The sequence below is a fragment of the Caviibacterium pharyngocola genome, from assembly GCF_002795405.1.
GTDB classification, from domain to species: domain Bacteria; phylum Pseudomonadota; class Gammaproteobacteria; order Enterobacterales; family Pasteurellaceae; genus Caviibacterium; species Caviibacterium pharyngocola.
Window position 1 is genome coordinate 1 of sequence record NZ_PHGZ01000009.1, and the last position, 26018, is coordinate 26018.

General features: G+C 45.8%; 22 protein-coding genes, 1 tRNA gene and 1 pseudogene. 15 read left to right on the forward strand and 9 right to left on the reverse strand.

From position 1 onward, the window contains the following. Positions 1 to 101: 101 nt before the first annotated feature. The 3 genes from CVP04_RS04785 to CVP04_RS04795 all read right to left on the reverse strand — a co-directional run bounded on the left by CVP04_RS04785 (position 102) and on the right by CVP04_RS04795 (position 3705). The gene (locus CVP04_RS04785) at positions 102 to 1385 is read right to left on the reverse strand and encodes an NAD(P)/FAD-dependent oxidoreductase (RefSeq protein WP_100296386.1); all 1284 of its coding nucleotides are present in this window, start codon (positions 1383 to 1385) and stop codon (positions 102 to 104) included. Between the two features lie 149 nt (positions 1386 to 1534). Further along, the gene (locus tag CVP04_RS04790) at positions 1535 to 2203 is read right to left on the reverse strand and encodes an NAD(P)H-dependent oxidoreductase (RefSeq protein WP_100296387.1); all 669 of its coding nucleotides are present in this window, start codon (positions 2201 to 2203) and stop codon (positions 1535 to 1537) included. Positions 2204 to 2391: 188 nt separating this feature from the next. Continuing rightward, entirely contained in the window at positions 2392 to 3705 is a 1314-nt protein-coding gene (locus CVP04_RS04795) for an anaerobic C4-dicarboxylate transporter (protein ID WP_100296388.1), read from the reverse strand. Between the two features lie 245 nt (positions 3706 to 3950). On the opposite strand from CVP04_RS04795, the gene CVP04_RS04800 reads away from it, so the two are divergent. The 7 genes from CVP04_RS04800 (at position 3951) to CVP04_RS04830 (ending at position 9370) form a co-directional block, all read left to right on the forward strand. Next, on the forward strand, positions 3951 to 4397 hold the full coding sequence (locus tag CVP04_RS04800) for a rhodanese-like domain-containing protein (RefSeq protein WP_100296389.1): 447 nt from the start codon (positions 3951 to 3953) through the stop codon (positions 4395 to 4397). 18 nt (positions 4398 to 4415) lie between these two features. Further along, a complete protein-coding gene (secB, locus tag CVP04_RS04805; RefSeq protein WP_100296390.1) occupies positions 4416 to 4922 on the forward strand; it encodes a protein-export chaperone SecB in 507 nt (168 codons plus the stop codon). Between the two features lie 85 nt (positions 4923 to 5007). Beyond that, positions 5008 to 6021 carry an NAD(P)H-dependent glycerol-3-phosphate dehydrogenase gene (gene gpsA, locus CVP04_RS04810; protein WP_100296407.1) on the forward strand — a complete coding sequence of 338 codons (1014 nt, stop codon included), beginning with the start codon at positions 5008 to 5010 and terminating at the stop codon, positions 6019 to 6021. Between the two features lie 2 nt (positions 6022 to 6023). Next, positions 6024 to 6821 (forward strand): serine O-acetyltransferase, encoded by a 798-nt coding sequence (gene cysE, locus CVP04_RS04815; RefSeq protein WP_100296391.1) that lies wholly within the window; start codon positions 6024 to 6026, stop codon positions 6819 to 6821. A 9-nt stretch (positions 6822 to 6830) separates the two neighbouring features. Continuing rightward, a complete protein-coding gene (locus CVP04_RS04820; protein ID WP_100296392.1) occupies positions 6831 to 7646 on the forward strand; it encodes a shikimate 5-dehydrogenase in 816 nt (271 codons plus the stop codon). A 44-nt stretch (positions 7647 to 7690) separates the two neighbouring features. Beyond that, positions 7691 to 8551: a DMT family transporter gene (locus tag CVP04_RS04825; protein ID WP_100296393.1), complete on the forward strand. Its 861-nt coding sequence runs from the start codon at positions 7691 to 7693 to the stop codon at positions 8549 to 8551. A 99-nt stretch (positions 8552 to 8650) separates the two neighbouring features. After that, positions 8651 to 9370, forward strand: a complete 720-nt coding sequence (locus tag CVP04_RS04830; protein WP_100296394.1) for an MgtC/SapB family protein — start codon at positions 8651 to 8653, stop codon at positions 9368 to 9370. A 79-nt stretch (positions 9371 to 9449) separates the two neighbouring features. On the opposite strand, the gene selB is transcribed toward CVP04_RS04830, so the two are convergent. Beyond that, a complete protein-coding gene (gene selB / locus CVP04_RS04835) occupies positions 9450 to 11312 on the reverse strand; it encodes a selenocysteine-specific translation elongation factor (protein WP_100296395.1) in 1863 nt (620 codons plus the stop codon). After that, positions 11309 to 12694: an L-seryl-tRNA(Sec) selenium transferase gene (gene selA, locus CVP04_RS04840; protein WP_100296396.1), complete on the reverse strand. Its 1386-nt coding sequence runs from the start codon at positions 12692 to 12694 to the stop codon at positions 11309 to 11311. The genes selB and selA overlap by 4 nt, the downstream gene beginning before the upstream one ends. 157 nt (positions 12695 to 12851) lie before the next feature. Here selA and CVP04_RS12230 point away from each other — a divergent pair. The 3 genes from CVP04_RS12230 to CVP04_RS04855 all read left to right on the forward strand — a co-directional run bounded on the left by CVP04_RS12230 (position 12852) and on the right by CVP04_RS04855 (position 13922). Next, positions 12852 to 12946 (forward strand) — tRNA-Sec (locus tag CVP04_RS12230). A 24-nt stretch (positions 12947 to 12970) separates the two neighbouring features. Next, the gene (locus CVP04_RS04850; protein WP_133118473.1) at positions 12971 to 13456 is read left to right on the forward strand and encodes a hypothetical protein; all 486 of its coding nucleotides are present in this window, start codon (positions 12971 to 12973) and stop codon (positions 13454 to 13456) included. A 1-nt stretch (position 13457) separates the two neighbouring features. Further along, positions 13458 to 13922, forward strand: coding sequence for a type II toxin-antitoxin system YafO family toxin (locus CVP04_RS04855; RefSeq protein ID WP_100296398.1), 465 nt, complete (start codon positions 13458 to 13460; stop codon positions 13920 to 13922). Positions 13923 to 13996: 74 nt separating this feature from the next. Here CVP04_RS04855 and malM read toward each other — a convergent pair whose 3' ends face one another. The 3 genes from malM to malK all read right to left on the reverse strand — a co-directional run bounded on the left by malM (position 13997) and on the right by malK (position 17465). Further along, positions 13997 to 14887 carry a maltose operon protein MalM gene (gene malM, locus CVP04_RS04860; protein ID WP_100296399.1) on the reverse strand — a complete coding sequence of 297 codons (891 nt, stop codon included), beginning with the start codon at positions 14885 to 14887 and terminating at the stop codon, positions 13997 to 13999. A gap of 75 nt (positions 14888 to 14962) precedes the next feature. Continuing rightward, a complete protein-coding gene (locus CVP04_RS04865) occupies positions 14963 to 16255 on the reverse strand; it encodes a maltoporin (protein WP_100296400.1) in 1293 nt (430 codons plus the stop codon). 94 nt (positions 16256 to 16349) lie between these two features. Further along, on the reverse strand, positions 16350 to 17465 hold the full coding sequence (gene malK, locus CVP04_RS04870) for a maltose/maltodextrin ABC transporter ATP-binding protein MalK (protein WP_100296401.1): 1116 nt from the start codon (positions 17463 to 17465) through the stop codon (positions 16350 to 16352). A 388-nt stretch (positions 17466 to 17853) separates the two neighbouring features. Between malK and malE the strand changes: the two genes are divergently transcribed. The 5 genes from malE (at position 17854) to CVP04_RS04895 (ending at position 25591) form a co-directional block, all read left to right on the forward strand. Then, a complete protein-coding gene (gene malE / locus CVP04_RS04875) occupies positions 17854 to 19044 on the forward strand; it encodes a maltose/maltodextrin ABC transporter substrate-binding protein MalE (RefSeq protein ID WP_100296402.1) in 1191 nt (396 codons plus the stop codon). A 200-nt stretch (positions 19045 to 19244) separates the two neighbouring features. After that, a complete protein-coding gene (malF, locus tag CVP04_RS04880) occupies positions 19245 to 20798 on the forward strand; it encodes a maltose ABC transporter permease MalF (protein WP_100296403.1) in 1554 nt (517 codons plus the stop codon). 9 nt (positions 20799 to 20807) lie between these two features. Then, positions 20808 to 21698, forward strand: a complete 891-nt coding sequence (gene malG, locus CVP04_RS04885) for a maltose ABC transporter permease MalG (RefSeq protein WP_100296404.1) — start codon at positions 20808 to 20810, stop codon at positions 21696 to 21698. A gap of 149 nt (positions 21699 to 21847) precedes the next feature. Further along, positions 21848 to 23917 carry an alpha-amylase gene (locus CVP04_RS04890; protein ID WP_100296405.1) on the forward strand — a complete coding sequence of 690 codons (2070 nt, stop codon included), beginning with the start codon at positions 21848 to 21850 and terminating at the stop codon, positions 23915 to 23917. 261 nt (positions 23918 to 24178) lie between these two features. After that, positions 24179 to 25591 (forward strand): ESPR domain-containing protein, encoded by a 1413-nt coding sequence (locus CVP04_RS04895; RefSeq protein ID WP_100296406.1) that lies wholly within the window; start codon positions 24179 to 24181, stop codon positions 25589 to 25591. Here the strand turns inward: CVP04_RS04895 and CVP04_RS12235 are convergent. Beyond that, a pseudogene (locus CVP04_RS12235) lies at positions 25588 to 26018 on the reverse strand (hypothetical protein); the annotation flags it as partial. The gene CVP04_RS04895 and the pseudogene CVP04_RS12235 sit on opposite strands and share 4 nt — an antisense overlap.

Here is a 26018-nt window from a genome sequence, read left to right on the forward strand (position 1 = left end):
TATTTCAATATGATGGGCTAAAGCCCATCCTACTTAAGGATACTTTGTCAATGAACTGAAATGCGGTGAAAAATCACCGCACTTCCGCCGAATTTAGTTTTTTAGTGCAATTTCATTGACGGGCGCAGTAAGCGGTTAATGCTGCCGACCAGTAAAATCAAGCCGGTTTTGAAACAACCGTGCAATGCGGCTTGGTGCATTCGATAGAGCGAAAGGTACACAATGCGGGCAATTTTGCCTTCGACGAACATTGAACCTTTGGTTAAATTACCCATTAAATTGCCCACCGTGCCGAATTTTGAAAAGGAGACTAGTGAGCCGTAATCGTGGAACACGAAAGGTTTGAGCGGTTTATCGGCTAATTGTGCGAGAATATTTTTCTTACAGGCGGTTGCCATTTGGTGCGCGGCTTGGGCGCGCGGCGGGACAAGTTTGCCGTCCGCTTGCATTAATGCGGCGCAATCGCCGATGACGAAAATATCATCGTCATCTTTGCTTTGTAATGTTTCTCTCACTTCGATTTGGTTAAGGCGATTGGTGGTTAAACCGAAGGTTTTAATGATGTCGGCAGCTTTCACACCGGCAGCCCAAACCATTAAATCCGCGTAAAGGGTGTCGCCGTCTTTGGTGATTAACCCGTTTTCCACCGCTTCGGTAACCGGTGTGCCGGTGCGCACTTCTACGCCCAATGCCTGTAATTCTTTTTGCGCGGCGGCGGAAATGCGTTCCGACAGCGCCGGTAATAAACGCTCGCCGGCTTCAAGTAAGGTGACTTTTAAGCTGGTGTTATTCAGTTTACCGAAACCGTAATGATGTAAATGTTTGGCGGTGTTATACAATTCGGCGGAAAGTTCGATGCCCGTTGCACCGCCGCCTACAATGGCGATATGCACTTCTTTTTCGTTGTTATTGGCGAATTTCAGGAATAATTCCATCATTCGTTGGTGGAAAATTTTAGCTTGTTCGGCGCTGTCTAAGAAAATGCAGTGTTGCGCCACGCCGGGCGTGCCGAAATCGTTGGATTTACTGCCGATTGCCAACACCAAGGTGTCGTAAGCGATATGGCGTTCGTCAACCAATAATTCGTTGTCCGCGTTGTAAATCGGTGCGAGAGTGACGGTTTTTCGTTCGCGATTCAAGCCGTTTAAGGTGCCTTGTTGAAATTCGAAATGGTGATTTTTCGCGTGTGCGCGATAGCTCACGGCGTCGATATCATCATCTAAGGAGCCGGTGGCGACTTCGTGCAATAAGGGTTTCCAAAGGTGGGTGCTGTTGCGATCGATTAAGATTACGCGCGCTTTTTTGCGACGTCCTAGTTTTTCACCGAGAGAGGTGGCAAGTTCCAACCCGCCGGCACCGCCGCCGACAATAACGATAGTTTTCATAAATAGCTTTCCTATAAAATTGATTAAGATCAAAAAAACATTGCTGATTTTAGGCTTTTACGGCGGAATGTCTAGCGATTTTTATCAAATGGAGAGCATTTGCAAAAGTGCGGTGAAAATTCACCGCACTTTATTGGCTAAAAAAAGCATTATTTCACCCACTCCACGACGTCTTCAAAGGCTTGGCGAGTTTTCTCACGCGGGTCGTTTACGCGATAACCGAAGGCGATCATTACGCTGAGTTTGTATTCTTTCGGATCATATAAGCCTTGTTCGACCAACAAATCGTTCATTTTTTCCAACGGGAAACCTTCAATCGGTGTGCTATCGATGCCGATCATTGCGGCTGCGGTCAACATATTCGCCATTGCGATATAGCTTTGACGGCACGCCCAATGATAAAACGCCGTCGGATTAGCGGTTAAGGCGAAATCCTGTTCGGTAAAAGTGCGGTAGAAATTTTGCCGTAATTTGCGCGCCTCGTCGGGAATGTGGTGAACATCGCGCATTATATGTTGCACATAGTCGCCGTCGGCAAGCAAGGTGTCGGGTTGGCGCACGGTGACGATGACAAAATGACTACAATCCATAATTTTATCTTTCGCGCCCCACGCGTTGTCGTGAATCAATTCGCGCAGTCGGCGGTTTTCAATGACGAAAAATTTCCACGGCTCAAAGCCGAAAGAACTTGGCGACAGGCGACCGGTTTCTAAAATAAAACGAAAATCTTCGTCGCTGATTTTTTTGCTCGGATCATATTGTTTGCACGCGTGGCGAAAATGAAAAGCATCAAGAATAAGTTGTTTGTCGATTGTCATTATTGCAGTCCTTCTGTGATTGTTTGCCCTATTATGCGAGGCTTTGCGGCGGAAATCCACTGTGTTTTTGCCTGCGAAAAAATTCCGCCGAAAACCACCGCACTTTGAGGATAAAACGGCAATAAAAAAACCTCGATTCCATAGAATCGAGGTTGAAAGATCAGGCTAAATGATTAACCGGATTCAGCTTAGAGGAACAAGTTCGCAAATAACAAACCGAAGGCTAAGCTGAAGACCATACTGAGCAAGCCCGGAATCATAAAGCTGTGGTTGAAGATAAATTTACCGATTTTGGTCGTGCCGGTGGTATCGAAGTCGATAGAAGCGATGATCGGACCATAGTTCGGAATAAAGAAGTAACCGTTAACCGCAACGAATACCCCGATTAAAATCGGCGCCGGAATGCCAAGTGCAATACCGAGCGGGAATAAGGTCGCAACGGTCGCCCCTTGGCTGTTGACCAATACGGAAAGTAAGAACAACGCGAAGGCGAAAGTCCAAGGTGCGGTTTCGACTAAGGCTTTCACGCTTTCTTTGATTTCCGGCATATGTGCTTGCATTAGGGTGTCGCCTAACCACGCGATACCGAAGATAGCGATAACCGCGCGCATACCGGCGTGGAATACGGAACCTTGCGTAATGGCGTTACCGTTCGGTTTGCAGGTTAAGATAATTAATGCACCAACGGTTAACATTACGATTTCGATAGTGTGTGCCATACCCATAGGTTTGTCGCCAAACATAGGGCGTAATGACGGCATTGCGCCCATTAACACTACAAGAAGTGCACCGAATAAGAACAAGCCGACAGATAATTTCGCGGTTGGTTTAAGTTCGATTTCGGCGATGTTGGATTGTGCGCTGTTTGCTTTCACGTATTCCGGATCTTGCAGTAAACGTTGATAATTCGGATCATCTTTTAATTCTTTACCCATTTTATTGACGAATACGCAAGCCAACGCGATCCCTAAAATAGTAGAAGGAATGGTCACCATCAATACGTCGCCCAAATGAATACCTTGTGGTTCAAGGAAGTTAACAACTGCAACCACCGCCGCAGCAATCGGACTAGCAACAATGGCGAATTGAGATGCGATAACTGCCATTGAAAGCGGACGTTCCGGACGCACGCCGCTGTGACGGCTAACTTCGGCGATAACCGGTAAAACGGAATAAGCCACGTGACCGGTACCCGCCAAGAAGGTGAATAACCAAGTGACGGCGGGCGCCATAAAGGTGATGTGTTTCGGATTTTTACGCAAAATATTGGTAGCGATTTTAATCATATAATCCAAACCGCCGGCAGCTTGCATTGCCGCCGCAGCGGAAACTACCGCCATAATCATAAACATAACGTCGATAGGCAAGCCTGCCGGTTGTAAGTTAAAGCCGAAGGCTAAAACTGCCAAACCTAAACCGCCCATAACCCCTAAACCGATACCGCCGATGCGTGCACCGATTAGGATACATATCAATACGATTGCAAATTGAATGTAGAACATTGTTGACCCCTTTGTTCTAAGTAATAAGAAAAGTAGGTTTCTTAACGACAGAAACATACGGATAACAAGGAAGGGAAGATATTGATTCGATTTCTCTTTAGTCCTTGAAAACGGCGCTAATATAACAATAAACGACGGTTATATCTATAATATAGATCAATTAAATTGTAATAGTTGCTTTGAAAGATGAATAAAGTGCGGTTATACTTAAACCCTTATTTTTAAACTTAAACATTGAGAACAAAATGCAAGAATTTATTCCTATGGCAACGGCGTTTGCCAAGAATCATACATTAATGGTTATGGCTTGGATCGCCGTCTTTGTGATGGTGATTTACACCACGGTGAAAGCGCTGACCACGAAAGTGAAAATCGTTGATAATGCGGAGGCAGTGCGTTTAATGAATAACGAGGAAGCCATCGTGATCGATTTGCGTACCTTGGACGAATTTGAACGCGGACATATTATCAACAGCATTAATGTGTTGCCGAGCGAAATCAAAAATCAAAATCTCGGCAAAATCGAGCATCATAAAGATACGCCGGTGATTTTAGCCTGTGCGACGGGAATGACCGCCGGCGCCTCCGCCGAATTATTGGCGAAACAAGGCTTTAGCCGCGTTTACAGCTTAAAAGAAGGTATTACCGGCTGGCGTTCTGCAAATTTACCTTTAGTCAAAAAAAATAAATAACCAATTAAGGATGAAAAAATGACCGAACAAAATCAAGACGTTGCGACAACGGAAGAACAAGTGACCGAAGCGGTATTACAAATTCAACGCATTTATGTGAAAGACGTGTCTTTCGAAGCGCCGAACCTACCGCATATTTTCCAACAAGATTGGAAACCGAAACTCGGCTTTGATTTAAGCACCGAAGCCACACAACTCGGCGACGATTTATACGAAGTTTGTTTAAATATTTCCGTCGAAACCACCTTGGAAGACAGCGGTGACGTTGCGTTTATTTGCGAAGTCAAACAAGCCGGCGTATTTGCTATCAGCGGTATCGAAGAAATGCAATTAGCCCATTGCTTAACCTCACAATGCCCGAATATGTTGTTCCCTTATGCGCGCGAATTGGTTTCCAGCCTAGTGAATCGCGGCACTTTCCCGCCGTTAAATCTTTCACCGGTGAATTTTGATGCCTTATTTATGGATTATTTGCAACGTCAGCAACAACAAAGCGAACAAGAAGGAAACCAAGAAGTTCATTAATGCCTTCGATTAACGAATTAAGCGGTGGGAATTTTTCTCACCCTTTTCGTTTTTATCAAATTTCGCTGTTTTAGGAGCATAAATGATGAATAAGACAATCTCCGCCTCACCCATCACCGTTATCGGCGCCGGTTCTTACGGCACCGCATTGGCTATCGCCTTTTCGCGTAATGGCTATCCGACCTATCTTTGGGGGCACGATCCCGAACATATGCAACGTTTGGCGGAAGAACGTCAAAACGCCGCTTTTTTGCCGGGGGCAAGCTTTCCCGATGCCTTATGCATCGAAAGCGATTTGGCAAGTGCGGTGGAAAAATCCAGAGATTTATTAATCGTCGTGCCGAGTCACGTTTTCGGCGAAGTGATTGAAAAAATTAAACCGCACTTGCGTGCCGACAGCCGTATTGCGTGGGCGACCAAAGGACTTGAACGCGATACCGGACGCTTATTGCAAGAAGTGGTGGAAGAACGCTTAGGCAAGCATTTCCCGTTAGCGGTGTTGTCCGGCCCGACCTTTGCCAAAGAATTGGCGGCGGGAATGCCGACGGCAATCGCCTTAGCCTCTAACGACGAAACTTTCGCCTTGGAATTTCAAGCGCGAATCCATTGCAGCAAACATTTTCGCGTATATATCAACCGCGATATGATCGGCGTACAGCTCGGCGGCGCGATCAAAAACGTGATAGCCATCAGCGCGGGAATGTCGGACGGAATGGGCTTCGGCGCCAATGCGCGAACCGCATTGATTACGCGCGGCATTGCGGAAATCAGCCGTTTGGGCGTTTCGCTCGGCGCCAATCCGAACACCTTTATGGGAATGTCCGGTTTGGGCGATTTGGTGTTGACTTGTACCGACAATCAATCGCGCAACCGTCGTTTCGGTCTGATGTTAGGTCAAGGCGTTGACGCACAACAAGCAATGGCGGAAATCGGGCAAGTGGTGGAAGGCTTTTATAACACCAAAGAAGCCTATTTGCTTGCGCAACGGCAAGGCATTGAAATGCCGATTACCGAACAAGTATATCAAGTATTATTCTGCGGCAAAAATGCGCAAGACGTCGCAATGAGTTTATTAGGGCGAGAACGCAAAGGAGAGTAAAGGTGTCTGTCGAAGTTTGGAATTTAATCCGTCAAGAAGCCAAGGAATTAGTGGACGGCGAACCGATGTTAGCCAGTTTTTTCCACTCAACCATTTTAAAACATCATAATCTCGGCGGCGCACTCAGTTATATTCTCGCCAACAAATTGGCGAATCCGATTATGCCGGCGATTGCCCTGCGCGAAATTGCCGAAGAAGCTTATCAAGCGCAACCGAGTATCATCGAAAGTGCGGCGTGCGATATTCGCGCCGTGCGTCAACGGGATCCGGCGGTGGAATTGTGGAGCACGCCATTGTTATATTTAAAAGGCTTCCACGCCCTGCAAAGTTATCGAATTACTCATTATTTATGGAAACAAAACCGCAAACCGCTGGCGATTTATTTACAAAATCAAATTTCCGTCGCCTTTGACGTGGATATTCACCCGGCGGCAAAAATCGGCTGCGGCATAATGTTCGACCACGCCACGGGCATTGTGGTGGGCGAAACCTCGGTGATTGAAAACGATGTGTCCATTTTACAAGGCGTCACCTTAGGCGGTACGGGCAAAGAATCCGGCGATCGCCACCCGAAAGTGCGCGAAGGCGTAATGATCGGCGCGGGAGCGAAAATTTTAGGGAATATTGAAATCGGACGTTACGCCAAAATCGGCGCTAATTCGGTGGTGCTGCAAGCCGTGCCGGAATATACCACGGTGGCGGGCGTACCGGCGAAAACCGTGGGCAAAGACCGCGCAGCGAAACCAGCGTTCGATATGAATCAATATTTTATTGATGACGCGATTAATTTAAACATTTAGGAGTCTTCTATGATCAATAAAGATACGCAACTTTGTATGTCGCTATCCGGCCGTCCGGGTAATACGGGAACATATTTTCACAACTATCTTTACCAAAAATTAGGGCTGAATTTTGTCTATAAAGCTTTCACCACCACGGATATCGAACACGCGGTAAAAGGCGTGCGCGCCCTAGGTATTCGCGGCTGTGCGGTATCAATGCCGTTCAAAGAAAGTTGTATGCCGTTTTTGGACGAAATCGATCCGTCGGCGCAAGCGATCGAATCGGTGAATACCATTGTCAACGATAACGGTTATTTAAAAGCCTATAACACGGATTACATCGCCATTGCGAAATTAATCGAAAAATACGGCTTGAACAAAAACGCGCAAGTGCTTGTGCAAGGCAGCGGCGGAATGGCGAAAGCAGTGGTTGCCGCCTTTAAAAATGCCGGATTCGCTAACCTAAAAGTGTACGCACGCAATGCGCAAACCGGTAAATACCTCGCGGATCTTTACGGTTATCAATATATCGACAGCTTGCAAGATCAAGCAGCGGATATTTTGGTTAACGTTACACCGATCGGAATGAAAGGCGGCAAAGAAGAATTCGATTTATCTTTCCCGCAAAACTTAATCGATCAAGCACAAACCGCTTTTGATGTAGTGGCGATGCCGGCGGAAACGCCTTTGATCAAATATGCGCGCGAGCAGGGTAAACAAGTGATTTCCGGTGCGGAAGTAATGACCTTACAAGCAGTGGAACAATTCGTGCTTTATACGCATCAACGTCCGAGCGACGAATTGATTGCCGAAGCGGCGGCTTATTCCCGCTCGAACGCCTAAAATCAAACCGCCTGCGATTGGCGGGCATATCACACGAGGCGGCAATGCAAAAATATCTCGGAGAAACCATTCTGCTTTTTGTCACGGTTATCGCCGCAATAGGCTGGTTTTTTTCCAAATATGCCATTGCCGAAATGCCGCCCGTCGGCTTTCTCGGCTTGCGTTTTTCCTTAGCCGCATTGTTGTTTTTGCCTTTTGCCTATCCGCAATTAAAGGCGTTATCCGCCTCGCAACGTATCGCCTGCGCCTCGGTCGGCATAATGTTCACCTTGGATCTGGCATTTTGGATTATCGCTATTCATTACAGCACACAATTCGGTGAAGGTGCGTTTATTTTCAGTTTATCAATGCTGATTGCACCGCTTATCGGTTGGATATTGTTTAAGCAGAAACCCGCCGCGCTATTTTGGATTGCCTTACCGATTGCCACTTGCGGACTTTATTTATTATCCGCCGCGCAAGGCGAATTACATTTTTCGCTCAGCACCGTACTTTATTTATGTGCGGCATTAAGCGCCGCCGTGTATTTCGTGTTAAACAATCAATACGCTAAATCCGTTTCACCTTTACCGCTCACCACTATTCAACTGGCGTGCGTCGGCACTCTGTGCGGCATTTATTCGCTTCTGACGGAAGATTGGTCGCGTTCGATTTCTGTTGAAACTTGGTTATGGTTCGGCGCAAGCGTGCTCATCGCCACAAATTTTCGCTTTTTCCTACAAACCTTGGGGCAACGTTATTGCAATATCACTGTCGCCGCCATTATTATGACCTTAGAACCGGTGTGGACGCTCGGACTAAGCATCTGGTTGTTAGACGAAATCTTGACTTGGCAAAAAGGCTTGGGATGTTTGTTGATCCTCACCGCATTATTGGTGTATCGACTCAAATCTTTTCTAAAATAACTGAAAAAATCACCGCACTTTTGCGACATTTCCGTTATTGCACAATTCAGCGTACAATAACGCTGCATAATCTTTTTCATTTTATTTTAACGGAACCTTATGACTATCGAATTTCCATTATTGGCGTCGTTTTTTCAATCGGCGAATTTAACCATTTTAATCAAAATGACCGTGGCAATGTTATTAGGCGGGATGATCGGGCTGGAACGGGAATTAAAACACAAACCGGTCGGTGTGAAAACCTGCGTAATTATTGCGGTTACTACTTGCGTACTCACCATTGTTTCCATTCAAGCGGCGGAGCATTACGCGCAAGTTTCCGAAAACATCCGCACCGACCCAATGCGCTTGGCGGCGCAAGTAATTAGCGGCATCGGTTTTCTCGGTGCCGGTGTGATTTTGCGTAAAAGCAACGACGCCATTTCCGGCCTCACCACCGCTGCAATTATCTGGGCGGCGGCAGGGATCGGCATTGCCACCGGCGCCGGTTTCTTTTTCGACGCCACAGTCGCCACCCTAATGATTTTATTGGCAGTTCGCCTAGGACCCGCGGTGCAACAACTTGTCCGCCGCAGCAGACGTAAAACCCGCAAAACGCGGATTAACGTGTTGTTAAACAACGCGCAAGGTATCGCAAAAGTCACGGATTTACTGATCAGCAATCAATATCGGGCAGATAATTTCGCCATTAAAGATCAACCGAACGGCGAATTAAAACTCAGCATAAAATGCCTTATCACCGACCGCGCCAAAGTGCAACAAGTGTACTTATTGCTCAAAGATCTGCCCGAAGTCATCAGCGTGGATTTAGAAAATTAAAAAGTGCAGTGGGAATAAGTAACCAAAATTGCCATTTGTTTTTTCCCAATAAATCCACCGCACTTTTTCTGCTTTTTTCTTATAAATCAAAAATATCGCCGTCGCGTAGGATGTGTAAATTGCCTTTGCGACGTAGGAATCCGCAACGGTCGAAATATTCCACTAGTTGCACGGTGAGTTTGCGTCCCCAATTTAGTTCGTCGCGTAATTGATTGACAGAAATCCCTTCGCCTTGGCGGGCGATAAGTTGTTTGATTAAGCGCGAATAGGCGTAGATGTCCTCCGTTAAGAAGAAACGATCTTTCACTACGGCGGTTAAATAGCCTAATTTGCCTGCTTTGTACAAAAAGTTGCGCATTGCGTTTTCTTCTTGCCCTAAGCTGTCGGCTAAATCGCGCACCCAGAGGGCTTGTCCGCTTTGGCGGGAAAATTGTTGCAGCACGAATTGCCATAATTGCTGTTCTTGGTCGGAAAAGCGGATTTTGTGCTCCGGTAAATGTAGCCAACCGCGTGTTTGTTGTAAGGCGCCTTGTTCCAACAATTCATCAATAAAATGATAAATCAGTTTTTCCGGATGATTAATCGCCGCGATACGATATAAACGCGCTTTGCTGATACCCGCTTGATCAGCGTGTTGGGCGTGATATGTTTCTAACGCAAGCAATAATTCGCGCGCGCGTTCCGCTTGATAATCGGCATTAAAACACCAATCCTGAAATTGAATATCGCCGTTTTTCCTCAAAATCTCGGTTAATTGTGCGGCGCCGAGTTGTTCCGTCCACATTAATTGCGCGCGCGGTACGGCGCGTTGTTGTAAGTAAAGGCGAAGGCGTTCGGTGCTGTCGGCACTTTGAATTAAATTGCGTAAATATTTCAACCGCACTTCCGTGCGTTTGTAGCGTTTCGGCGAGTTAATTTCGATCACTTTTGCGCCCGCTGCGATGGATTTCGCGTCGCCGCTGCGTAGAATCAGTTTGTCGCCGTAGGCTAAAAACAGCGGTTTTTCCAACACTAACTCGGCAAGCCCTTGCTGCGCAGGCGCGAGGGATTTGCTTTGCAATAAAGTCAATTTGCCGGTGGTGCGACTGGCGGCGTGGTAAATATGTACCGGTTGGCTTTCGTTTAATGCCGCTTCGCTTTCCACCCAAAGGGTGACGCGCTCCGTCGGGTCGAGCGGCGGTTGCGCGAATAACCAGTCGCCCCGTTCGATTAAAGTGCGGTCGAAATCCGTATGAATATTTAACGCCAAGCGCTGACCCGCATAACCCGCTTCGCTTTGTTGGTTTTGCGCGTGAATATTTTTCACCCGCACTTTGTGTCCGTTCGATAAACAAAGATCTTGTTCAATTCGCACTTCGCCGCAAAACGCCGTGCCGGTCACTACCGTGCCTGCGCCTTTTATACTGAAAATTCGGTCGATAGCATAACGAAACGGTTTTTCCCGTTCGGCAAGATTCGGCAAGGCGGCGAGAAAATCGCGTAATGCCTCAATGCCTTGTCCGGTTTTCGCCGAGGTAATAAAAACGGGTTGTCGGGCTAAAAACGGATAGGTTTGATATAATTGCGTGACGAGTGCATCAATGTCATCCTGCGCGACCAAATCCGCCTTGGTGATCACCAACATAATTCGTTCGACTTGCAGCAAGCGTAAAATCGCCAAATGTTCGCGGGTTTGCGCTTGAATACCTTCATTGGCGGCGACGATTAACATTGCATAATGAATACCGCCCAATCCGGCGAGCATATTCGGCAAGAATTTTTCGTGTCCCGGCACATCGATAAAGCCTAAAATCTTGTCTTGCAAAGGCAAATAAGCATAGCCGAGATCAATGGTCATCCCGCGCTTTTTTTCCTCCGGCAAGTGTGCCGTGTTGGTGCCGGTTAACGCCTGTAACAATGCGGTTTTGCCGTGATCAATATGACCGGATGTGACGATAATCATAATGCCTCCAAAGTGGTGCGCAATGTGTCGAGATTTGCCGCGCTGCGTAAATCAAGCCAAAGTTTGTTATGTTCAATCCGCCCGATCACCGGTTGCGGCAAGGCTTTCAGGCGAGCAAAAAGTGCGGTAGGTTTTTGCCCGTTTTTACCTTCCAAGGTAACGGCGACGGAAGGAATTCGCGCCAAAGGCTGCGAACCGCTGCCGATTTGTGCTGCGCCGGCTTCGATTTGCACCAGATAATCGGCGCCGAGACGATTTTCCAACAGGCTTTTTATCTTTTCGGCGTGCTGCGTCAGTTGCGCGAGCGGTGCAGTGAGCAAGTTTAATGTCGGCAAGGTTTGCGTTAAATGTTCCGGTTGCAAATATAACCGCAACGTGGCTTCCAAGCCGGCGAGAATCACTTTATCGCAGCGTAAGACGCGTTTTAACGGATGCGCTTGCAGTTGCGCAATCAGCGCTTTTTTACCGACAATAATGCCGGCTTGCGGGCCGCCGAGTAACTTATCGCCGGAAAAGGAAATTAAATCGACACCTTGACGGCATTTTTCTTGCACCATCGGTTCCGGCGGCAAATGATATTGCGCTAAATCCGTTAACGCGCCGCTGCCTAAATCGGTGATCACCGGCACGGAAAATTCTTGTCCTAATTCGACTAATTCTTGTTCCGATACACTGCCGGTAAAGCCGCAAATTTGATAATTACTGCTATGAACTTTCATTAAAAAGGCGGTATTTTCGTTAATTGCGCGGCGATAATCCGCTAAGTGAGTGCGATTGGTGGTGCCGACTTCCACCAATTTACAGCCCGCTTGCGCCATAATATCGGGAATTCGGAAAGCGCCGCCGATTTCGATTAATTCCCCGCGGGAAATAATCACTTCTTTGTCTTTGGCGAAGGTCGCCAACATTAATAACACCGCCGCCGCATTATTATTCACCACGCACGCCGCCTCGGCGCCGGTGAGTTCGGCAAGCAGTTCGCTGATATAATGATCGCGATGACTGCGTTTCCCTTCCTGTAAATCATATTCCAACGCAACATTTTGCCGCATTGCGGTGAGCGCCGCATTTTGCGCCGCCTCCGACCACAAAGCACGTCCAAGATTTGTGTGCAGCACCGTACCGGTCAAATTATGCACCGACTGAATTTTTACTTGCTGCGCTTGAGTTAAACGCCGGCGGAGCGCTTGAGTGAGAAGGGCGGAATCGGCGAAAAAGTGCGGTGGATTTTGTTGCGATTTTATTTGCTCGCGCGCTTCTTGCAATAACGCGCGGCAGCAATTCACCACGGCGGAACGCCCGAACTCGGCGATAAGTTGCTCCTCTTGCGCGAGTTGTAATAATTTATCGGTCGAAGGAAGTTGGCGGAAAAGTGCGGTCATTTTTGCGAATCCTGTTAGTTTTTGCTTGGCTTAATCATACTGTTTTTTGCGCTGAAATTCAGTAGAAAAGTCCGCTTATTTTGCGCGAAACTTCACAGAAAATCGCGCACGACTTGAATAATCCGCCGATTTGGTTTAAAGTTGCGCTATCTCTTACGGAAGAGCGTCGTTTCCGGTGAAGCGGCAGGACTTCAAATCCTGTTAAGGTTGCCAGCAATCTTGGGTGGGTTCGACTCCCATTCTCTTCCGCCAATTCAAATTAAATTCTTGAGGAGTATGATGAAAAAGGCAAATGCGGCAAAGGCATTAATGCTAGGGTTAGGTATTGCAGTGAACGGGCAGTCCGAACCGAATCTAATTCATAATATTTCTCACAGTGTCGAAGAAATCAGAACAATGGCAAATACGCAAGCCACGGTTGAAGATGTATTTAAAGAGGTAGGCGCGCTTGCACAATCTTTAAAAAAACTGAATATTCTGATTAAATCCCGCCTTGCCAATGTGGATACTAACGAAAGATATAGCTTGCAGTTGGTAAACCAAGCGTTAGATTTCGGCATTAATCTAATTAAAAACCGTTATGAAAATGAAATTTATGAAGATTTTTTTGACGAATTTAAAGCGCTTGCCAGTGCTAAACATACATTAGAAGTTTATTTAAGACATATCCAAGAACGTAAAGACGGCATTGAAATCGTGCGTCTATCGAATTTAACGCTTAGTCAGGACGATGTTAATGAAATGATGAAGGCGAGAGATTAGAATGGTTTCTCGCGTGCTGATTGATTCGGATTTATCCGACACGCCCTGCATTGATCGCGTGGCTGTCGGAATCGCTCTTTTTCACGATACCGGAAAATATCCGGATTTTCTAGGTCATTTCGGTCAATTCGAAAACAACCCTCAAGCGATGACTAGCCTGTTAAATAAAATGCATATTGCGTTATATCGGGAGGATTGGACATTAAGGAAGTGGAGACACCGGAATGGCTGTAATCGAACTTTTGATAATTTTGTGATTTATGCCAAACATATTTTTGATGAAGATTGTTATCTTATTTTAGATATTGTCAGTCCGGACGCACATAAACGAATAGATCTCTTATTACCCGATTTAATCCGCAAAGCGGAAACATTTCATCGCTTACGTCCGACCGAATTACAAAAACTACCTGCTTATACCGCCTCGCATATTGAGATTGCGGAAACCATTAATCTAACGGATTAAAGCCAAAAATAGTCCAAAAAAAGCCACCGCTTTCACGGTGGCAAAACCATAATGAAAAAGACATTAGGATGTTACTACTTAGAGGAAACCTGTTGTAAGAAAACTTTGCGCGGGGAGGTAAGTCCGAGTTTTTCCGCTTCGTTGACTAAATTTAATGCGCGGTTCACATCGTTTTCTTTTAATGCTTTGCTGACGGCTTGTTTAAAATATGCTTCCGTTTCTTTATCGACCGGTGTGTTCACCGCTTTGGCATTTGCAGCTGCGGCGGTCGGTGCGGCTTGTTGGGCGGCGCCCACTTGAGTCGCTTGCGCTTTTTTGCCGGTGAAAATTTCGGTCGGTAAGCCGATGAAACGTGTGCCGTTGGCGCCGGTGACATTCACTGCCACTTCGCCGTTTAAGCTGTGTCGCACTTCAATATCCGGAATTGAAGGCGGTTGTTTGCCGGTCGCTTTGGCGAATACTTTAGACGGATGCGGCACCAGCGTCGTTTTGTTTAAATCTTGCTGAGTTGTGTAGATCAACAAGTAAATATAATCTTGGTTAGCTGCCGGTGTTAGGTTTAATTCGGCGCTTAATCTGTTAGGTTTTAATCCGCGTTCTTCTTGAAATTTAAATTCGGAAGAAGGATATGTGGCGGCAACGTTAAAATTACCGTCTAAAACCACCGCACTTGGCACAAAAACTTCTTTATCTAAAATCGGGCTGTCAATGGTGATTTCCACCGTGCCTTGGCTTGCCGGAATACGATAGGCGGCAATCGGGCTTTCCACACCGGCGAATTGCGCGGTGAAGCTTTGTTTTTGTTGTGCGTTTAAGGTTGTTTTCACTGTTTCGGATAACGGAATGTCTTGCCAATGAACTTGTGACAATGCCGTCGAGTTAATATGAAGCGGGGCTGCCGAGCTTGGCAAAACAACAAACATATTAGCCAAAAAAAGTGCGGTCGTTAAAAGTGTTTTTTTCATATTAACCTCGTAAAACAATTTTGGGTGATCTGGGGAAGGCGAGCTTCCCCTGTATTTCGGGTAAACCCTGAGGGATTACCACCAAGCTTCAAATTGAACACCTGCGATGAATTCGCCGTCTTTCGCTTTGTAACCTGCGTTAGTACGGTTGCTTTGGTTGAATTTATCGTTCCAGTGTGCATAAGTACCGAATACACGGATTGCAGGGCGTGCCCAGATGCTGTTACCGGCTTGCCATTGTTGGGCAAGTGTAACTTTAGTTAAGTCGTTTTTCTTACCGCTGTATTGATCTTTTATACGATCGTAACCGACTTCTAACAATGTGCTCATTGTATTAGTCCATTTATACATTGGGCGGATACCTGCGGAGTACCAAGTTTTGCCTCGTTTGTTATCTAAGTCTGTTTTTTCATAGATTAAAGCATACATTACTTCAACTTTGTCAGACGCTTGAACCACACCTTGGTTGATTAAACGAAGCATATGACCTTTATTGCTAGATAAGGAACCTTGAGCGTGACCATTATTCCAAGAAGTCATAGAATCGGTTGCATACTGTGCGGTAAATTTGTTGAAACCACCGAAGAAGTTACCTTGAGTATGTTCTAAAGTGATCATATAACCGTTTTTGGAGGCTTTAGGATCATTAAATTTAGCATCATCTGAAGTATGAGCATTTGCATAATCAAAGCCTAATTCTAAGCGACCGTTTTCACTGACTTTAATATCTGCTAAACGAATATCAAAAATATCGTTATATACATCTTTTTTAGTCACAGAACCGTCATCATCATAATTGCTTTTATATGATTTAGTCACTGGATCGTAGTAATATGAGAACGCACCGCCAGATTCAGTATCACGAGTGACTGCTAAAGATAATTTACCGAAGCCAAGGTCGATATTTTCAACCCCTGCCCCCGGACCTGAAATATCCCAGTAGTAGAAGTCGTTCATATGAACATCGTGACGCTGATAGAAACGTTTACCAGCCCATAATGTTGCGCCCGGTAAGCTGTCTGCGAAGTTTTTGAATTGAACGTTAATTTCACGCAATGCAGGGCTTGTTGCAGTCCAGTCATTATTATGTAAAGTTCCGCCATAAGCTACATTCGTATCAAAATAAATGGATTTGTCACCGTCTTTATAAAGTTCTTGACCTAGTTTAAATTCCGCATAGGTGTCGGATTCATTACCTAAACGATATTTAGAACCACCACCATTTACTGTAAATGCAGATTGTTCACCGCCGCCGGATGTCCAGCCGATACCGGAACGAGCATAACCGTGGAAATCAACCGCACTTGCGCTGGTTGCGATTAATGCGCCTGTGATAGCTACTGCTAGTAGAGTCTTTTTACTGTTCATAATTGACCTCATTATTTAATAAATAATATTTAGGGATATATCAATTACTTGATATGCTTGTCGGCATTCATCGTTGCAATCAATGCCGGAATCTTTAAATACCTTTCTCTTTAAATAAACGCGGGCAAGCGGTGCCGTCTTCTTTAAATAAATGGCAGCGTTCAGGAATAATACCGATATTAAAGGTATCGCCTTCGCCCACTAACACTACGTCGTTTTGACGATAAACCAACGCAGGTTGTTTAATTGCCGGAATTTCCAAGTGAATTTGGGTTTCGTTACCGAGTAATTCGACCACTTGCACTTTACCTTGCAAAGTGACTTGTGCTTGATCCGCCGGCACTAAATGTTCCGGACGAATACCGAGCGATAAGTTATCGCCGATCTTCACGCCTTCGCCTTTCACCGGAATCCAGAAGTTGCTGTTTGCATCAGGTAATTCGATTTGAACGCGGTTTTCTTCCACGCCGACCACTTTCACCGGTAAGAAATTCATTTTCGGCGAGCCGATAAAGCCTGCGACGAAACGATTTGCCGGATAATGATAAAGTTCTAACGGTTTACCCACTTGCGCGATACCGCCTGCGTTTAACACCACGATTTTGTCCGCAAGGGTCATCGCTTCCACTTGATCGTGGGTAACATAAATCATCGTGCGGTTTAATTTTTTGTGTAATTTGGAAATTTCGACCCGCATTTGCACGCGCAATGCAGCGTCTAAGTTGGAAAGCGGTTCGTCTAATAAGAACACTTCCGGTTGAGAAACTAAGGTACGACCGATCGCTACGCGTTGACGTTGACCGCCGGATAATGCTTTCGGTTTACGATCTAATAAATGTGCTAATTGTAAGATTTCCGCTACTTGGTTGACGCGTTGATCACGTTCCGCTTTGTTGACACCGGCAAGTTTTAAACCGAAGGACATATTTTCGGCGACATCAAGGTGCGGATAAAGCGCATAGGATTGGAACACCATACCGATACCGCGTTTTGCCGGCGGCACATCGTTCATTAATTTATCGCCGATATATAATTCACCCGCGGTAATGTCTTCAAGTCCTGCGATCATACGCAATAAAGTCGATTTACCGCAGCCGGAAGGCCCGACGAAGACGACGAATTCGCCTTTATTGATTTCTAAGTTAATGTCTTTAGAAATATGTACGTTGCCATAAGATTTACCTACATTGCGTAACGATACATTTGCCATAATATAAAACCTCTTTATTATTTGCTGTCATCCAGCCCAACCTTTTTCATTACGGTGCCTATAATCCTCTATATATTGTTGAAAAAAATCATCCTTTTGCATTTTTTTTAAGGATTAGACGAAAAAACATTCATTCCGTTAAAAAATGAAAAGTTCACGCCGAATGCGCTTTTTTTTGTGAAGGGGGTCACATTTTGTTAAGTTGTTTTTGTGACAGGTATCACAAAAAACGCAAAAAAGGACGAAATTAGCGGATATTTAGCGGAGGGAGGAGGAGGGGGGAGGATAACAAATCAAAATATTACTGCATAATTTGCAACAACTCCGGATAGGTTGTGTTTTCTTATCCTTATTATCCAAATTAAATCCATCACAAAGGAGCGATTCTATGAACAAAAAACTCTTAACCTTTACCTTGACAGCAGCGGCAAGCTTGGTTCTTTCCACTTCCGTTATGGCGAAAATGACCGAAGGTAAACTTGTTATCTGGATTAACGGTGATAAAGGCTACAACGGTCTTGCCGAAGTCGGTAAAAAATTCGAAGCCGACACCGGCGTACAAGTTTTAGTCGAACATCCGGACAGATTAGAAGAGAAATTCTCTCAAGTTGCTTCTACAGGTGACGGTCCGGACATCATCTTCTGGGCACACGACCGTTTCGGCGGCTATGCACAAGCGGGTTTATTGGCTGAATTACAACCAAGCAAAGAATTTAAAGACAAATTCGTTGACTTCGCGTGGGATGCGGAAACTTACAACGGCAAACTTATTGCATATCCGGTTGCAATCGAATCTTTATCTTTAATCTACAACAAAGATTTATTACCTGAACCGCCAAAATCTTGGGAAGAAATCGTCGAATTAGATAAAAAATTCAAAAAAGAAGGCAAAAACGCCATTATGTGGAACTTGTCCGAACCATACTTCACTTGGCCGGTCGTCGCATCTAACGGCGGTTATGCATTCAAATATGCAAACGGCAAATATGACGTGAACGACATCGGCGTGAACAACGAAGGTTCCGTGAAAAGCTTACAATTCGTCGTTGATATGGTGAAAAACAAAGTCATCAACGCGGATATGGACTACTCCGTTGCAGAAGCAAGCTTCAACAAAGGCGAAACCGCATTAACTATCAACGGTCCTTGGTCTTGGGGCAACATCGAGAAAAGCAAAATCAACTACGGCGTCGCACAATTACCGACTTTAAACGGTCAAGCGTCTAAACCGTTCGTTGGTGTGTTAAGTGCCGGTGTGAACTCCGCAAGCCCGAACAAAGACTTAGCTAAAGAGTTCTTAGAAAACTACCTCTTAACCGACAGCGGTTTAGATGCAGTGAACAAAGACAAACCGCTTGGCGCAGTGGCATTAAAATCTTACCAAGAAAAATTGGCTAAAGATCCACGCATTGCAGCAACAATGGCGAACGCGCAACACGGTGAAATTATGCCGAACATTCCACAAATGGCAGCATTCTGGTATGCAGAAAAAGCAGCTATCGTGAATGCGGTAAGCGGCCGTCAAGGCGTGAAAGAAGCATTGGATGATGCGCGTGCGCGTATTCAAAAACAACAATAGTTTCTGACTAATCGGCACGGGACGAGCGCCCGTGCCGGATCATTGTTTTAGGTGTTCGTTTTTTATTAACGGAGAGCTTTATTATTTCGAACAGGGATGTTCGTTCTTAAAGGTTGTAGAACTGACTATAACCGAATAATTGAATAATTTACACGCACAGTTAAAGTGCGGTCTGTTTTTCCAACATTTCGAGGTGTGTTATGCAACAAACGGTTAACCCGACCAAATCGCAATCCTCATTCAATATATGGTTGAAATACCTCCTTATCGGTGCCGTATTACTGATTGATTTTTATCTTGTTATGCTAATGTATTCGCAAGGCGAGTACCTCTTTGCTATTTTAACCTTAGTGATTTTGACCTCCGGTATTTATATTTTTAGCAGCAAAAAAGTTTATGCGTGGCGCTATGTGTATCCGGGCATTATGGGGATGACGATTTTTATTCTTTTCCCGTTGGTCGCAACCATCGCGATCGCATTTACCAACTATAGCGGAACAAACCAACTGGCTTTTGAACGCGCATTAAGCGTGTTGGGACAACAACATTATTTTTCCGGCGAAAAATACGATTTCAAATTATATCCGCAAGCGGACAACCGCTTTAAAATCGCCTTACGTCACGGCGATATGGAATCCGTTTTCGTCTCCGACAGCATCGCATTAAACGATAAACAAGTCGTCGTCACCGAACAAGACGAACCGCAAGGCGATGTCGCACCGCTTAAAGTGATTACGCAGAATCGTAGCGCGTTACAAGCGATGACCGTCGTATTACCGAACGGTAACGAATTAACAATGAGTTCGTTACGTCAATTCTCCGAACAAAAAGCCCGTTATCATTATGACGAAGCGAATCAAGTGTTAGTCAACAACGAAAACGGCAAAAAATATCGCGCCAATATGGAAACCGGTTTCTTCCAAGCAGTGAACGAAAGCGGCGATTGGTTAAGCGAAACCTTAGAACCGGGTTTCACCGTCGGCACCGGCTTCAATAATTTCGTGAAAATTTTTACCGATGAAGGTATTCAAAAACCGTTCTTACAAATCTTCATCTGGACGGTAGTGTTCTCTGTATTAACCGTAGTATTCACCGTAATTATCGGAATGGTGTTGGCTTGCGTAGTGCAATGGGAAGCCTTGCGCGGCAAAGCGATTTACCGCTTATTATTAATCTTGCCTTACGCCGTACCGTCATTCATCTCGATTTTGGTATTTAAAGGGTTATTTAACCAAAGTTTCGGTGAAATCAATATGATCTTAAACCAATTATTCGGCATTCGTCCGGAATGGTTTAACGATCCGTTCCTCGCCAAAGCGATGATTTTAATCGTCAATACTTGGTTGGGTTATCCGTATATGATGATTTTATGTATGGGTTTATTAAAAGCGATCCCGCAAGATCTTTACGAAGCGTCCGCAATGGACGGTGCCTCAACGTGGCAAAACTTCAGCAAAATTACCGTGCCGTTGTTATTAAAACCGTTGACACCGTTAATGATTGCCTCCTTCGCGTTTAACTTTAACAACTTCGTCTTGATTCAATTATTAACCAACGGTCGTCCGGATATGATCGGCACCACCACGCCGGCGGGTTACACCGACTTATTGGTAAGCTACACCTATCGTATCGCTTTCGAAGGCAGCGGCAGCCAAGACTTCGGTTTGGCGGCGGCGATTGCAACCATCATCTTCTTGTTGGTCGGCGGTTTAGCATTGTTGAACATTAAAGCCAGCAAAATGAAATTGGATTAGGAGATTATTATGGCTATCGTACAACCAAAATCTATGCGTTATCGTTTATGGGCGACCCATTTACTTTTAATCGGTTTCTTAGCGCTCATTATGTTCCCGCTATTAATGGTTATCGGCATTTCGCTACGTCCGGGCAACTTGGCGATCGGCGACATTATTCCGAGCGAAATCTCGTGGGAACACTGGAAATTGGCATTAGGCTTTGAAGTGGTGCACGAAGACGGCTCCGTCACACCACCGCCGTTTCCGGTCTTACTTTGGTTATGGAACTCCGTTAAAGTGGCAACCATTACCTCAATCGGTATCGTCACCCTTTCCACAACCTGTGCTTACGCCTTTGCGCGGATGAAATTTAAAGGCAAAAAAACGATCTTACAAGGAATGTTGATTTTCCAAATGTTCCCTGCCGTATTGTCACTTGTTGCCTTATACGCCTTATTCGACCGTTTGGGACAATATGTACCGTTCCTCGGTTTGAATACCCACGCGGGCGTGATCTTCGCTTACTTAGGCGGTATCGCGTTGCACGTGTGGACAATCAAAGGCTATTTCGAAACTATCGACGGCTCGCTGGAAGAAGCGGCGGCATTAGACGGCGCCACACCTTGGCAAGCGTTCCGTTTGATTTTATTACCGCTTTCCGTACCGATTCTTGCCGTGGTGTTCATTCTTTCTTTCATCGCCGCAGTCACGGAAGTGCCGGTCGCCTCCTTATTACTACGCGATGTAAACAGCTACACCCTCGCGGTGGGAATGCAACAATACCTCTACCCGCAAAACTACTTATGGGGTGACTTTGCGGCGGCAGCGGTACTTTCGGCGATTCCGATTACGGCAGTATTCTTACTTGCCCAACGTTGGTTAGTCGGCGGCTTAACCGCAGGTGGTGTGAAAGGCTAGAAATTATCTTGGTGTGGTATGAACGTATCCTTGTATCACACCTTTTTTAACTTGCTATACATTTTTATGTGGCGTTCGGTCGATATTAATAAAAAACTATAAAGTAACCGAACGAAATGGATTCTAAGGATAAATCTAAGGAATGAAATATGCAAAAACACCTACTTTATCTTTCGTTGTTTTGTTCGATCACGGCGTGCGCGACAACCGGCTGGCAAAGCGGGCATTTTCGTGATTTGACCGAAAGTGAAAAACAACTCTTTCAATCGAAAACCGCATTGAAAAAGGGAACCTATCCGTTACAGTTCACCTTTAATAATCAATGCTATCAACCGCAAAGTGCGGTCAAATTAAACCAAACAATTTCACTGATCCCGTGCGCGGGCGACGTGCCACAACTTCGTCTGTTTAAAGACGCGGATTATTTAGCGCAAATCGATATGCGCAGCGGTACACCGACCTTACGCGTCAGCATCGAAAAAGCGCCGGAACCGCAAATCGCCGCGGCAAAAACCTGCCAAGTGTGGGATCGCAAACCGGTGGAAATTGATGTCGCCGAGAGTTTTGCCGAAGGTGAAACGCTACGCGATTTTTATTCCGGCGAAACCGCCAAAGTGCAAAACGGCAAAGTTACCTTCACGCCGCATCCGCAATCTAACGGATTGTTATTGTTAGAAAAAGTCAAAAGTGCGGGTGAAAAATCCGCAGAATTCAACTGGAAAAACGCCACGGTTTATTTCGTGTTAACCGACCGTTTTTATAACGGTGATCCGAAAAACGATAACAGCTACGGACGCCAAAAAGACGGAATGCAAGAAATCGGTACTTTCCACGGCGGTGACTTAGTCGGCTTAACCGAAAAACTTCCGTATTTACAACAACTTGGCGTCAATGCCATTTGGATCAGCTCGCCGTTGGAACAAATGCACGGCTGGGTCGGCGGCGGTGCGAAAGGCGACTTCCCGCATTATGCCTATCACGGTTATTATCACCAAGACTGGACGAAAGTCGATGCCAATATGGGCAGCGAACAAGATCTGAAAAACTTCATTCAACAAGCACATAAACGTGGCATTCGCGTCTTGTTCGACGTGGTGATGAACCACACCGGCTATGCGACCTTGGCAGATATGCAAGAATTCGGTTTCGGCGCGTTTTATTTAAAAGATGACGAACGCCGCGAATTGCTCGGTGAAAAATGGACGAACTGGAAACCGAAAACCGGACAAAATTGGCACAGTTTTAACGATTACATCAAATTCTCCGATAAAGACGGTTGGCAAAAATGGTGGGGCAAAGATTGGGTGCGTTCCGACATCGGCGATTACGACAGCCCGAAATTCGATGACCTCAAAATGTCTCTTTCCTCGCTTCCGGATTTAAAAACCGAAGCGGAAAGTGCGGTGGATTTACCGCCGTTTTATCGACAAAAAGATACCGACGCGAAAGCGTTACCAAATGCCAAAGTGCGTGATTATTTAATCACTTGGCTCACCGACTGGGTGCGTAAATACGGCGTGGACGGATTCCGCGTCGATACCGCAAAACACGTTGAACAAAGCACTTGGCTCCAACTCAAAAATCAAGCCCAAAAAGCTCTACAGGAATGGCAAGCCGCCAATCCGAAAGAAAGTTTCGCGCAACCGTTTTGGATGACGGGCGAAGCTTGGGGGCACGGTGTTGCGAAAAGCAGTTATTACCAAAACGGCTTTGACGCAATGATCAATTTTGATTTCCAAGATCAAGCCAAAGAATCCTTGAATTGCTTTGCGAAAATCGATCCGGTGTATCAAGAAATGAACGGCAAATTACAAGATTTCAATGTACTAAGCTATCTTTCTTCTCACGACACCCGATTGTTCTTCCATTCGGATAGCGAGCAAGACACGGATAAACAAAAAACGGCGGCAAATTTATTGCTGTTAGCGCCCGGCGCCGTACAAATTTATTACGGTGACGAAAGCGGTCGTGAATTCGGGCCGACAGGTTCCGATCCGATGCAAGGCACGCGCTCCGATATGAATTGGAAAGATCTTGGCAGTCAAGAGGAAAAACAAGCATTACTCGCTCATTGGCAAAAACTGAGTCAGTTCCGCCAACAGCATCCGGCAATTGGAGCGGGCGTACAAAGTGCGGTCAAAAACGGACGTTATTTTGCATTCACGCGTCAGTTGGAAAACGACAAAGTAATGGTTGTGTGGGCGGGCAATCCGCAATAGTATCTGCATAATTTTGCATAATTTTGCATAAATTAAGTAAAGATATACCTATATTTTAACTAGTATGTTGTCAGTTCGCAAAAAATATATGCATATTTTTTAGCTGTCTTAATTAATTTTAATAACGATTCAACTTTGATCATAGGCGCATCCCGACCGCTCGTCGGGAAGCCCTAAGAGGTTTTTTGCGTCCAAAATTTATTTTTGATCAAAAAGTAACCTAAAAGATTTTGTTTATTAACTATTAATCAGGAGTTCAATATGAACAATATATTTAAAGTCATATGGAATGCCGCGACTAAGCAATTAGTTGTCGTATCCGAATTGGCGAGAGGTAAAGTCAAATCTTCATCAAACAACCAAACCGCAGTCACTAAAACTGTACTAAAAGCCGGTTACGGCGTCTTGTTCGGCGCATTACTGACCGCCGGCGCACTAAGCTTTAGCGCGTCCGCGCAAGTGACGAATTACGGCAATAACAATAGCATTAATGGCGATTGTAACAATATGGGCAATTTAGTGGTATTCGGTCATAACAATACGCCGAATCCGCAAAGTTGTGTCGGCGGAATTTTCGGTTCGAACAGCACAATCGACTGGGATGCTCTCGGCTCTTATGTAATCGGTAATAACAGCACCGCTTCCGCAAAAGATATGGTGTTAATCGGTAATAATATTAAACCGAGTAACGGCAACGGCTTAGTGGGCGCGGTGATTTTGGGGACGAATTCCACCGGTTACAGCGTGCAAGACACCAATAGTTTAGGTTCCGTCACCATTAACGGACACGTCTATGAAAACTTTGCCGGCGGCATTTCCAGTATGGGTAGTTTCGTCAGCGTGGGTGGTACCGGAACAAATGAACAACGTTTAATCGTAAACGTCGCACCGGGTAAATTAAGCGCCACGTCAACCGAAGCTATCAACGGTTCGCAACTTTATGCCGTTGCCAGCAAATTACAAGCGGATATTACTTCCGGCGGCACAACTTCAACATACAAATTTAATATTGCAAACTCACAATCAGCCGGCACGGCAACCACAGGAAAACAATGGAGTTCCGATACCGCCAGCAACGAAATCACCTTCGGTGCCACCTCGGATCTAAAAGTCACCGCGGACGCAAGCGGTAATATTATTTACGGCTTATCCGATACAACATCGGCAGCTATCACCGACGCCAAAAATGCCGCCAAAACGGTAACTGATTCGCTCACCGAGATTAACAACGCCGTCTCACAAGCCGCAAGCCACGCCAACGCCGCAGCAAGCTCCGCCAGCGCCGCATCAACCTCGGCAACTAATGCAGCAAATGCAGCAACAAGAGCCGCAACTTCAGCAACAAAAGCCTCAAGTTCTGCAAGTGCTGCAGAAAGTTCCGCAACACTAGCCGGAAATTCTGCAACAGCAGCCGCAACTTCAGCAAGCGATGCAGCGGTTTCTGCAACTACAGCAGCAAGTTCCGCAACAGACGCAGCAAATTCCGCCACTTCTGCAGCAAGCTCTGCAACAGATGCTGCGAATTCAGCAAGCGACGCAGCAGCTTCTGCAGCAAAAGCTAAAACCTCTGAAACTAACGCGAAGGCGTCTGAAACTGCGGCAGCAGGTTCAGCAAGCGACGCCGCAACTTCAGCAGCGAATGCGAAAACTTCAGAAACTAACGCGAAAACTTAAACTAATGCCAAAGCCTCTGAAACTGCAGCAAGTAATTCTGCAAGTGCAGCGGCAAGCTCCGCAACAGACGCAGCAAATTCAGCCACTTCGGCAGCAAGTTCTGCAACAGACGCTGCAAATTCAGCAAGCGACGCCGCAACTTCAGCAGCGAATGCGAAAACTTCAGAAACTAACGCGAAGGCGTCTGAAACTGCAGCTGCAGGCTCTGCGACAGACGCAGCTAACTCTGCAAATGCAGCGAGCGATTCTGCAACAGCAGCCGCCGGCTCAGCAACAGATGCAGCTAACTCTGCAAATTCAGCGAGCGATTCTGCAAGTGCAGCAAGCGATTCCGCAACAGCAGCCGCAGGCTCAGCAACAGACGCTGCGAACTCGGCAAATGCAGCGAGTGATTCTGCAAGCGCAGCAAGTGACTCCGCAAGCGCAG